Origin of the sequence: Synechococcus sp. 1G10, assembly GCF_002252625.1 — a bacterium.
Taxonomy (GTDB): domain Bacteria; phylum Cyanobacteriota; class Cyanobacteriia; order PCC-6307; family Cyanobiaceae; genus Regnicoccus_A.
The window spans coordinates 54,354-64,686 of record NZ_NQKW01000007.1 but is presented as its reverse complement, the minus strand read 5'-3'; the positions used below and the strand labels follow the sequence as shown (position 1 = coordinate 64,686).

12 protein-coding genes and 1 pseudogene are annotated in these 10,333 nt (G+C 59.0%); 1 reads left to right on the top strand and 12 read right to left on the bottom strand.

Annotated features, from left to right (window positions below; all coding sequences use genetic code 11):
- Positions 1-2: 2 nt before the first annotated feature.
- The 10 genes from CJZ82_RS08025 to CJZ82_RS18645 form a co-directional block, all read right to left on the bottom strand.
- Positions 3-371: a DUF5615 family PIN-like protein gene (locus CJZ82_RS08025; protein WP_255380793.1), complete on the bottom strand. Its 369-nt coding sequence runs from the start codon at positions 369-371 to the stop codon at positions 3-5.
- A gap of 20 nt (positions 372-391) precedes the next feature.
- Positions 392-997, bottom strand: a complete 606-nt coding sequence (locus CJZ82_RS08020; RefSeq protein WP_094555267.1) for a DUF433 domain-containing protein — start codon at positions 995-997, stop codon at positions 392-394.
- Between the two features lie 465 nt (positions 998-1,462).
- Positions 1,463-1,669: a 2-oxoisovalerate dehydrogenase gene (locus CJZ82_RS08015; protein ID WP_071802013.1), complete on the bottom strand. Its 207-nt coding sequence runs from the start codon at positions 1,667-1,669 to the stop codon at positions 1,463-1,465.
- 210 nt (positions 1,670-1,879) lie between these two features.
- On the bottom strand, positions 1,880-2,164 hold the full coding sequence (locus CJZ82_RS08010; protein ID WP_198949704.1) for a HigA family addiction module antitoxin: 285 nt from the start codon (positions 2,162-2,164) through the stop codon (positions 1,880-1,882).
- Between the two features lie 4 nt (positions 2,165-2,168).
- Positions 2,169-2,393, bottom strand: a complete 225-nt coding sequence (locus tag CJZ82_RS08005; RefSeq protein ID WP_369820034.1) for a type II toxin-antitoxin system RelE/ParE family toxin — start codon at positions 2,391-2,393, stop codon at positions 2,169-2,171.
- 707 nt (positions 2,394-3,100) lie between these two features.
- The gene (locus CJZ82_RS08000) at positions 3,101-3,601 is read right to left on the bottom strand and encodes a GNAT family N-acetyltransferase (RefSeq protein ID WP_071800441.1); all 501 of its coding nucleotides are present in this window, start codon (positions 3,599-3,601) and stop codon (positions 3,101-3,103) included.
- Positions 3,601-3,873, bottom strand: coding sequence for a DUF1778 domain-containing protein (locus CJZ82_RS07995; RefSeq protein ID WP_071800440.1), 273 nt, complete (start codon positions 3,871-3,873; stop codon positions 3,601-3,603). The genes CJZ82_RS08000 and CJZ82_RS07995 overlap by 1 nt, the downstream gene beginning before the upstream one ends.
- Positions 3,874-4,586: 713 nt before the next feature.
- Positions 4,587-4,973: a HigA family addiction module antitoxin gene (locus tag CJZ82_RS07985; RefSeq protein ID WP_233130118.1), complete on the bottom strand. Its 387-nt coding sequence runs from the start codon at positions 4,971-4,973 to the stop codon at positions 4,587-4,589.
- Positions 4,876-5,100, bottom strand: a complete 225-nt coding sequence (locus CJZ82_RS07980; RefSeq protein WP_369820033.1) for a type II toxin-antitoxin system RelE/ParE family toxin — start codon at positions 5,098-5,100, stop codon at positions 4,876-4,878. The genes CJZ82_RS07985 and CJZ82_RS07980 overlap by 98 nt, the downstream gene beginning before the upstream one ends.
- Positions 5,101-5,332: 232 nt before the next feature.
- Positions 5,333-5,620 (bottom strand): hypothetical protein, encoded by a 288-nt coding sequence (locus CJZ82_RS18645; protein WP_198949702.1) that lies wholly within the window; start codon positions 5,618-5,620, stop codon positions 5,333-5,335.
- Here CJZ82_RS18645 and CJZ82_RS18890 point away from each other — a divergent pair.
- Positions 5,598-6,221: pseudogene (locus CJZ82_RS18890) on the top strand (HNH endonuclease); the annotation flags it as partial. The gene CJZ82_RS18645 and the pseudogene CJZ82_RS18890 overlap by 23 nt on opposite strands.
- 152 nt (positions 6,222-6,373) lie before the next feature.
- On the opposite strand, the gene CJZ82_RS18635 reads toward CJZ82_RS18890, so the two are convergent.
- The gene (locus tag CJZ82_RS18635; RefSeq protein ID WP_198949700.1) at positions 6,374-7,336 is read right to left on the bottom strand and encodes a DUF3427 domain-containing protein; all 963 of its coding nucleotides are present in this window, start codon (positions 7,334-7,336) and stop codon (positions 6,374-6,376) included.
- Positions 7,263-10,226 (bottom strand): DEAD/DEAH box helicase family protein, encoded by a 2,964-nt coding sequence (locus CJZ82_RS07970; RefSeq protein WP_198949699.1) that lies wholly within the window; start codon positions 10,224-10,226, stop codon positions 7,263-7,265. The genes CJZ82_RS18635 and CJZ82_RS07970 overlap by 74 nt, the downstream gene beginning before the upstream one ends.
- Between the last annotated feature and the right edge of the window lie 107 nt (positions 10,227-10,333).

Genomic DNA, 10,333 nt, shown 5'->3' with positions numbered 1-10,333 from the left:
ACTCAGCTGGCAGGAATCTCATGCCACACGTGCACAGCTTCGGATTGGATCTCAAGCACGCGATTGATCAGGTCAATGTCGTTCCCGTGTTGGATCAGCTGTAAGGCTGATTGGACCCGGAGCCACTGCTGCTCCGCACTCAAGCCAGCTTCCCTGAGCGCGATCACGCCGGGGTGCACCTCCATCGTGGCGGCCAAGCGAATGAAATCGCCCACGTTCACCGTGACCACCATCTGATCGCGGGCCAGGGCATGGGCGAAGACCTCCTCATCCTTGGCGCCAGCCAGACCGACATGCACGGCCGCCTCTGCCGGAATTCCCTGTTCACAGGCCCAGCGGGTCAAGCGAGGACTGAGATTTTCGTCGATCAACAATCTCAAGGCATGGCCCTTCAGCCGCGTTGCAGGGCGAGGGGGCGCCGAGGGCGGCCGGGAGGCTTGGGCAGGCGCGCCTGGATCTCCGCGTAATCGAGGGCCTGGTGGCTGAGATGGGGAAAGTCGGCTTCCAGCTCGCTGCGGCTGACGCCGGAGCGCAGCTGCTCCACAGCCACAGCCACGGGAATCCTGGTGCCCCGGAACACAGGCTGCCCTGAGCAGATGGCCGGATCGCTCTCCACCAGAGCATCGGGCCGTCTATGGAGCCGGTAGCGATAACGCAGGTCCCGGCTCACGCCGCTGAGGTCGAAACTGAAGGGAACAGCACCTGTCTTGCGCAGCTCACCGCGGCCACGGGACCACTCCCCCTGGGCAACCTGTCGCTGGGGCTTCACGGTGAGCACACGGAACACCTCCCGCTTCTGGGCAGGGGAAAGCTGCAGGCCCTCGGCACTCAGGCTGCTCACCACCTGGAAGTAGAGGAGCTCGCGAAAGCCAAGCCGTAGAGGCGCCGAAGAGGACGATCCTGGCGGCGCGAGTACGCGGCGGTATTCCTGAGCGAGCAGGCGGGCATCGGCTCCGAGCAGGGCGGCCCCGGTGGCGGCAGTGAGGCCAGAAGCCATCGCAAAACCATGTTTCAACCTGAAACAGAGTATAGACACGTAAGGCTGGCGGTGTGCTTGTGAGCAAAGGCCGGTCTGAGGGGTGCCGGCATGGCCAACCGAAAAGGCGTCATCAAGAAATCAGTGCCACCCCCGTCACACCCGAGAGAGGATGCGCCCATGCGACCGAACGCATGAAGCGGATGGGCGAGACACGCTGATCCGAGACGCTGGCAGCAGCACATCTGATCCCCACGGCCAAGAAGATCGGCCCCAAGGCCCAGTCCTCATAGGTCCAGGCTGGCGATGAGCTCTTCGATCGAGCAGCCCAGCTGAGCGGCCACGTCCTTGAGGATCTGCCGCAATGTGCCGACCCGTAGGGGCTTGTGGGCGGGAATGGTGATGTGTTGCTGATTGCCGTCAGCACGTAGCCATGGCGCCGCAGACGCTCGGCCAGGAGCTGGCCATTGACGTCCGGCGGAATCCTCACAGGGCCAGCAGTTCCTGCCTCACGTGATGGAGACGAATCAGGGGTGGCGCCTCGCCGGGATCGAAGTGGCAGACGACCGCATCGCGGATCTCCCGGTGAAGCTCCTCGAGGGTGCCTGCCTCGGTGTGGATCGCTGCACCGGCTGCACTGGCCCGGAAGGAGCCATCCTCCGCTTCTTCGACCACGAAAAGAATTTCCTGCATGGCCAGCCTCCAGTGGAACCAGTCTTGCAGTGGAGGAAGGGATTCTGCTGCTGACTGGGCAGACGGACTGGGGCGGCACAGCCACACCCGGAGCCGGGTTGGCTGCAGCCGCCACGCGCCCACGCCAGAAGGGATCCCAGCAGGGGCGCCAGCCTGACGGGCCGCCCAAATCCAAACCTGGCCCAAACACCCTGCAGCCGCCAGCCCTGCTCACGCCATTGGCTGAATTGGCTCGATCGCCGGCAGCACGCTTTCCAGAGCCTGCTTGGCCAGCTTCAGATCATGGCTCCCTTGCATCCGCAGCCAGAAGCCCTCGCTCAGACCAAAGAACCGGCAAAGGCGCAGATCGGTGTCTGCCGTGATAGCGCGCCTGCCCTTCACAATCGCGTTGATGCGGCTCTCGGGCACATCGATCGCCAGCGCCAACCGGTACTGGCTGATCCCCAATGGCCGCAGGAACTCCTCCAGCAGCACCTCGCCCGGGTGAACGAGCATCACGTCAGTGATAGTCAACGATTTCGACATCCTCTGGCCCGGCTTCCGACCAGACAAAGCAGAGCCGGAACTGGTCGTTGATGCGGATGCTGTGCTGGCCATGGCGGTCTCCCCGGAGCGGCTCCAGGCGGTTGCCTGGTGGAATCTGCAGATCGTTGAGGCATGCGGCGGCATCAAGAATGGCGAGCTTGCGGAAGGCCACACGAGCGATGCTCCCAAAGCGCCGCACCGGCTTTCCCGAAAACAGGGCCCGGGTGTCTCGGCAACGAAACGACCTGATCACACCGCTACCTTACCACCGCCAAACGTAGGCACGCCAAGCGGTGGGACAGGCCGAATGCGATCAGGAGCTGACATGGCGGCCTGGCTTGCCTGTGTTCTTCCGCTTACAAGTGCCACCCCCGTCACACCCCAGCGAGGATGCCCCCATGCCTCCGCCCTCCTCCCCCACCTACGAACGCCTGCGCGACGACGTGACGCGGCGGATGCGCATGAGCCCCATCGACCAGCCGCTGATGCTGTAGCCAAAGGCTTCCGCGCAGCGGTTGGAACTGCTGGGCCGCCGCAGCCCCGCCCCGCCGCAGGACATCGCCCGGCGGATCCTGGGGGAAGACGTGACCCAGATCGACACCTCACCGTCAACGGCGTGACCAGCTACGCCGACGACCACGACCGCCTGTTGGGCGGCGTAGCCGAAGGCTTCTGCGTAGCAGTAGGGCTGAGCGATGCCGAGCGCGATGAGCTGCTGCAGCTCTGCCGCCAGCGCCTCAACACCTTCCGCGCCCGTGGCCGCTGCGAATGCTGCGGCGCGGGCTGTTGCTCAGCAAATCCCTCACCAGCGGGCCCTGGAGGTGGACCACATCGTGCCCAGGACGATGAGCGGCTCCGACGACCTCAGCACAACCTGCAGGCCAGCGACACCCTGCGCCGCTCAGATCAGAACGGCAAGGTGGCCGCCACATCCGAGAGACGGATCAGCAGGGTGTCGGGGTCGATGGGTGAGGGATCAAAACCCATGTGGAGATAGAAGCTGCGGGCTTCCGTGGACGCTGCATGAACCACGATGCCGCGCACGCCGATCTGTGTGCTGGCCTGCAGCACCCGCTCAAACGCATCGGCGAGCAGTGCGCGAGCGATGCCTCGTCCCTGGACACTGCGGCAGACCGCCAACCGCGCCAACACCACCACTGGAATGGGATCGGGCATGTTGCGCCTGAAACGCCCAGGGGCTGAGGCCACGGCCACCGAGCCGGAGGCCAGGGCTACATAGGCCTTGACGATGTCGTCGCCATTGCAGACCACGAAGCTGCGCGTCGCACCGCCCTTCTGGTTGGTCAGTGCACGCTGCTGAAGCCAGTGGTCAAGGCTGGAATCGCCACAGTCAAAGCCGACAGTGCTGTGATGCTGCGCCAGCGGCTGCGGCGCCTGCAGATCCATCAGCGCTGCCAGGGCTTCGGTGCCGTCATGGTGCGTTGCAGACGATCCGATGGGGTGGGCGGAGCGTCGAGCTGGCGAAGAAACAAGTCGAACTGTTCAGGCGAAATGGCCTGCCAGGCCTGCTGCACCAGCAGCTCACGGGCGGCATTGCGGGCCGCCTGCAGAACGAAGTCGGTTCGGGTGAGGCCAGAAGTACGGACCGCGCGATCGATCAGCGCCTGATCGTCGGGCGTGACCCGCAAGTTCCAGCTGAGTCGAGGAGTGGCAGCCACGGATCAACAGCAGGCGTTAAGCAACCCTAGCCCTTTCAGGTAGACGTTGTCTATCCACATGATCATGGTGCAGGCCGACAGGGGCATCACGCTGGGACTCCGTCGTGGTGGACGTGATGGCAGCGCGAGTGGGCAAGGGTTGGAGCGGATGCTCTTGTCCGTTCCCCCGCTGGATGAGGCCCAAGTGTTGCCGTGGCCTGCCCATTGGTTCTGCAGATGAAGGGAACTGGGGCGGCATAACCACACCCGGAGCCGGGTTGGCTGCAGCCGCCACGCGCCCATGCCACAGAGGATCCCAGCAGAAGCGCCAGCCTGACGGGCCGCCCAAAACCCAACCTGGCCGGAGCGCCCGGCAACCGCCACCATCGCTCCATGCCCCCATGCCCTCATGCCCCCATGCCCCCATGCCCCCATGCCCCCATGCCCCCATGCCCTCATGCCCTCATGCCCCCTGCCCCCTCCCCCACCTACGAACGCCTGCGCGACGACGTGACGCGGCGGATGCGCATGAGCCCCATCGACCAACCGCTGATGCTCTAGCCGAAGGCTTCCGCGCAGCGGTTGGAACTGCTGGCCCGCCGCAGCCCCGCCCCGGCGCAGGACATCGCCCGCCGGATCCTGGGGGAAGACGTGACCCAGATCGACACCTACGTGCGGCGGGTGAAGCGGATGGTGGGGCAGGTGCTCACCGTCAATGGCGTGACCAGCCCTGCTCACGCCATCGGCTGGATTGGCTCGATCGCCGGCAGCACGCTTTCCAGAGCCTGCTTGGCCAGCTTCAGATCATGGCTCCCTTGCATCCGCAGCCAGAAGCCCTCGCTCAGACCAAAGAACCGGCAAAGGCGCAGATCGGTATCTGCCGTGATAGCGCGCCTGCCCTTCACAATCGCGTTGATGCGGCTCTCGGGCACATCGATCGCCTGCGCCAACCGGTACTGGCTGATCCCCAATGGCCGCAGGAACTCCTCCAGCAGCACCTCGCCCGGGTGAACGAGCATCACGTCAGTGATCGTCAACGATTTCGACATCCTCTGGCCCGGCTTTCGTCCAGACAAAGCAGAGCCGGAACTGGTCGTTGATGCGGATGCTGTGCTGGCCATGGCGGTCTCCCCGGAGCGGCTCCAGGCGGTTGCCTGGTGGAATCTGCAGATCGTTGAGGCATGCGGCGGCATCAAGAATGGCGAGCTTGCGGAAGGCCACACGAGCGATGCCCCCAAAGCGCCGCACAGGCTTTCCCGAAAACAGGGCCCGGGTGTCTCGGCAACGAAACGACCTGATCACACCGCTACCTTACCACCGCCAGACGTAGGCACGCCAAGCGGTGGGGCAGGCCGAAGGCGATCACGAGCTGACATGGCGGCCTGGCTTGCCTGTGTTCTTCCGCTTACAAGTGCCACCCCTGTCACACCCCAGCCAGGATGCCCCTATGCCCCCACACCCTTCCCCCACCTACGAACGCCTACGCGACTACGTGACGCGGTGGATGCGCATGAGCCACATCTACCAGCCATTGATGTTGATGGAACTGCTGGGCCGCCGGAGCCCCGCCCCAGTGCAGGACGTCGCCCGCAGGATCCTCGGCGAGGACGTGACCCAGATCGATTACTACACCGAACGTGTCAAGCGAAAGGTGGGCAAGGTGCTCACCGGCAACGGCATCACCACCTACGGCAGTGGGGTTTACAGCCTTATCGGCGCATGCGAGCTGAGCGACGCCGAGCGCGATGAGCTGCTGCAGCTCTGCCACCAGCGCCTCGATACCTTCCGCGCCCAGCGCGGCGAGGCGGTGGCTGGTTGGCTTTCAGAAGCCTTCGGCTTCGGCCACCGCAGTCGCCACCGCACGCCGGTCAGCGGCTCCATCAAGGTCCGCGTGCTCACCCGGGCCCGGGGCCGCTGCGAATGCTGCGGCGCGGGCTGTTGCTCAGCCAATCCCGAACCAGTGCGCCCTGGAGGTGAATCACATCATCCCCAGAAACCAGGGAGGACCCGACGACCTCTCCAACTTCCAGGCCCTCTGCTTTCGCTGCAATGCCGGCAAACGGGACACGGATCGCACCGACTTCCGCGGACTCCTCGCCAGCTACCAGCACAGGCAGGAGGGTTGCGTGTTCTGCGCGCTGGAGGGCAGCGGCCGGGTGCTGCTGGAGAACGAACTGGCGCTCTGCATCGCCGATGCCTATCCGGTGAGTGAGGGGCACAGCCTGGTGATCCCCAGGCGCCATGTGTCCGACGGGCTGGAGTTGCACCAGCCGTAGTGGAATGCGGCGGTGGAGCTGCTCAAGCGCCGGCGGGAGCAGCTCGCGGCTGACGATGTCGGGATCAGCGGCTGGAATGTGGGGCTGAACTTAGGGGAGGCGGCGGGGCAGACGGTGTTTCATGCCCACTGGCATCTGATTCCAAGGCGAGAAGGGGATTGTGAGCAGCCGAGGGTCCCCGGGCTGTTTCACCGCCTTCTGCAGAAGATCAGGATCGATGTGATGGCGGCCTTGGCTGGGCGCCATCACACTTCAAAGACGACGCTCAATGGCCCGCTACCAGTATGGCTTTGGTATCGGGCTTTGCCGACGTACAAAAATGGGGCCCCTTTGCCGCCCTGCAGCTTTGTGTCTCGCACAAACAGATGTATGGTAATGCCTATCTTTTCGTGTGCAATAATCTCTTGTCCACGCTTGTTGTGTGGTGTGGTGGCATTCTGAGTTTGCCAATGGAAGGTGTGCTCGTCCACCCAATGATCTATATAACGGTGCTCCTCTGCTTTGCCTTGCTTGTTAAGCGTCACGAAAAGGATGTGGACTTTTTTCTTGTTCAACACAACATGGCCCATGTTCCAGCTGCCAGGATTGAATTGCTCTCCAAACAGCGGAGGGACTTCCTCGCGTAGAAACTTTTTGCCAACGAGCATATCGAGCGGGTCGATAATTGATATGAAACGGGCCACCGTACGCAAGGCATCCGTGGCGTCTATGTCTTGGTAATCAGGATTGTTGGCCTTGAGGAGATAGACTCCATGCTTTGCCTCGCAAACTACTCGCAACAGGTATTGCATGCCGCCAGGCTCGTTCTGACGTTCAATCGCCATGATGCTGTTATTGATGGAGCCAGTATTGAGCGGATTAACCAATTCCAACAATAGGTAGTCTCCATCTGCGATGGGCTGCTTGCCACCATTCATGGAGTTGCCCGTGGCGCGTGCAATAAAGTGACGGGCAGGATCAATTTCTCCGTATCCATCCCCCAAGCTGCGATACTCAGTGACCTCGTATGTGCTGGTGCGAAAGTGACCGCAGGCAATGCGTAAATCCGGGAAGTAAGGTAGCTCGGTTCTTGCTAGTGCATTTCTCTGGAGAGGAACAACATTTCTAGTACTGCTGGTGGACACACGGCGAACTTCATAGGCAGCAAGCCGGTAGTCGATAAGCTCCTGAATGGCACTCTCGAAAGCTTCCAGCGATGATGATGTCACTGAAAACGTGGGCTTGAAAAGCTGTTCTTCGACTTCGAAGAATTTTTTTTCGTGAATCTGGAATGCTCGCACCAGTCCACGCATTAACAGGGTTTTGTTGCCAATACCGCTGCCACATAGCAGACGCACCGTCTGCGGTTTCATGCATGTTGTCGGGTAGGTCCATTAAGAAGGCCCGGTGTCGTTGCAACAGCTGCCATGAGCGCTGAGCCAATGCCACAAGTGTCGGTGGGGACTGCCAGCCGTCTAACTCTTGAAAAGCTTCAAGTAACACCATCTTGAAGCTCTTTGTCATGGGCGTGAGTTCAACCTCGCGGAATAAGGCTCCATGCTCCCTGGTTATATTGATTTCGGATTCAGATAAGTCACCCATAGCTTGTACGAACTCAAACCAACAGCCGTATTGCTGGCGGACACGCGTTACATTGGATCCGGCACGGTAGAACTCAGCCAATGTTGGGCGCCGATCCAATGCACCTCTTAGTGCTTCGTATTCCTTTGCGATACTGTCACTGTCTAGTGACTTCAAAAAGTCAATCAGCTCAAGGTCGTAACTGATGAAACAACCATTTGGCAATAAAAGTTGCTTTGACTCAACCTGTCTGGCAAATTCTGCAAGCTGCCGATAACTTGGGCCGACTTGCGCTAGTGCTTGTGGTTTGTGCAAAAAGCCTTGGTGGTTACCAATAAAGTCCAGTACAACCAATTTGTCTTTTCCGGGTGCCTTGCGTAGTCCGCGTCCAAGCTGCTGCAGGAAGAGTATTTTTGATTCGGTCGGCCGCAACATGAGCACGGTATCGATTGAGGGTAAGTCCACGCCTTCGTTAAACAGGTCTACAGTAAATATCACTTGCAATCGACCATCATCCAATCTTGTCAGTGCATCACAACGCTTCATGATGGATCCAGAATATACAGCGGCTGTCGCTACCCCACTGTGCTGGAACTGATCTGCCATGTACTCTGCGTGTCGAGTTGATGCACAAAATGCTAGGGTGCGCCGCTGACCCTTCTCACGCCATTGTCTGAATGCATGCCGGGCGCGTGCCAGTGTTGCTAGCTTGTTGGATAGTTGCTCAGGGTCAAACCTGCCGTTACGCCAAGGGATTGCCTCGTAATCCACCGTTGTATCCCATATACCAAAGTAATGAAATGGTGCTAGTAGATCAGCATTGATGCCACTGAAAAGATTACAACTAAATACCAGGTTGTCGTCGCAAAATGAAAGTATGTCTGACTGGTCGGTCCGATCGGGCGTGGCAGTCAGTCCTAACATGAACCTGGGAGTGAAATAATTCAGCAAGTGCCTGTAGGTAGGTGCCGCAGCATGATGGAATTCGTCAATTATGATGTAATCAAAATGATGTGGCGAAAAGCGCGCAAAGTGCGAGGCTCTCCCTAGTGTTTGCACTGAGGCGCAAAGAATATCGACCCTGGTTTCGCGCTCTTTACCCATATATAAACCTATGCGCGCGCGCGGACGAATACGCAGGAAAGTTTCTGCAGCCTGATTCAAGATCTCTTCACGATGGGCGACAAATAACACCCGATGAGCACCCAGCTGCTCGGCATCAAAAGCTGCCAACCAAGTCTTACCCAGGCCGGTTGCCATTACTACCAAGCCTCTCATGAAGCCCTCATCGCGTGTTTTTTTGAGTGCTGCTAATGCTCCAACCTGTACCGGGGTTGGCGTTGGTGGAGGTTCTTTTTCTTGGCTACCCGGTGCAATGGCACGCTGAGGCGGGATTCGCCGCTCCTCGAACTGATCAATCCATTCATCCGTGAGTAGTACGGTTTGCCGATGGCAAAATAAGTCCTCAAAACGAGTGCGTGCTTCTAAAAAACCGTTGTCACCGGGAAAATCCACTCTGTAGTTCCACTCCAAGCCATCTGTCAGTGCTTCTCGGCTAATATTGCTTGAACCTATAAATGCCGTACCCTTTAGGTGATAATCTTTGTTGAATTGTGCAAATAAATATGCTTTCATGTGAAAGCTCTGTCCGTTCGTTTCAAATACACGGACTTGTGCGCCTTTCTCCTGTAGCAGCATCAACAGGCGTAGGGCTTCAGGATCTGTTATGTCCAGGTAGTCACTAGTGACTACACGGAGGCGTGCGCTCTGTTGCGTGGTTGTGGAACTGCGGCTGATTGCGTTCTGCAGTTCCGGTAGTAACAAGCGCAAACCGGTGGCCTTGACAAATGCTACGGCAAATTCAATTTCGTCCGCTTCGGCGATCGCAGTGCTCAGCTGAGGCAAGAAGGCGTGATCGAGTTCTCCTGTTAGGAGTTTGTTAGTCTTGGATGTCTTGCGGTTTATGAGCGCGTTTAGCCAGATTTCATTCCGACTTGGTCTCTGCTCTTCCGTGGTCCAGAAGTCCATAGAATCGATATCTGGCAGTCCTGTGAGCCAGTTTTCAATTCGCGTTTGTGTTGCATCAGTGAACTGGCGACCGGTGTCAGTACGCTCGCCTTCGCCTTTTTTGAAACTCACATACAGTATTCCATTTGGCTTTAGTGCATGCCAGAGTTGTTTAAATGTATTCGAGATTTCTTGCTCAGGCAGATGCAAAACGCTGGCGCAGGCCCAAATTCCGTCGTAGCACGCTATTTCATCAACCTGGGCGAAGGTGCGGACCGCTACCTGTTGCCCAATCAGCTGGGTGGCAAGTAACGCAAGTTCGGGTGATGCGTCGAAAGCCTTGACCCGAAACCCGCGATATATAAATGCATTGCTGTCACGCCCTGACCCACAACCAGCATCCAATATCAAGCCGCCTTTGGGGATTCCGGCCAAGAACTTGTCGTGTATAGCGGACATGTCAATGTCTACAGTATCTAAATAAAACTCTTTTGCATTTGATTCATAATAATCGACTGTGGTGTTCGTCATCGGTTGTATTTTGAAAAAGTGACGTCTCTGGCCGTGGACCTCTTAGGGCTAACTGAAATACAAAAAACTGAGTATACTCTGAATCTAATACTGGGTTGCTTGCTTTA

Coding starts and splice junctions, on each gene's coding strand:
- CJZ82_RS07970 (WP_198949699.1), bottom strand. CDS start 10,226: ATGACGAACACCACAGTCGATTATTATGAATCAAATGCAAAAGAGTTT.
- CJZ82_RS07985 (WP_233130118.1), bottom strand. CDS start 4,973: ATGGCCAGCACAGCATCCGCATCAACGACCAGTTCCGGCTCTGCTTTG.
- CJZ82_RS08015 (WP_071802013.1), bottom strand. CDS start 1,669: ATGCAGGAAATTCTTTTCGTGGTCGAAGAAGCGGAGGATGGCTCCTTC.
- CJZ82_RS08010 (WP_198949704.1), bottom strand. CDS start 2,164: ATGCTCGTTCACCCGGGCGAGGTGCTGCTGGAGGAGTTCCTGCGGCCA.
- CJZ82_RS08020 (WP_094555267.1), bottom strand. CDS start 997: ATGGCTTCTGGCCTCACTGCCGCCACCGGGGCCGCCCTGCTCGGAGCC.
- CJZ82_RS08000 (WP_071800441.1), bottom strand. CDS start 3,601: ATGGATCTGCAGGCGCCGCAGCCGCTGGCGCAGCATCACAGCACTGTC.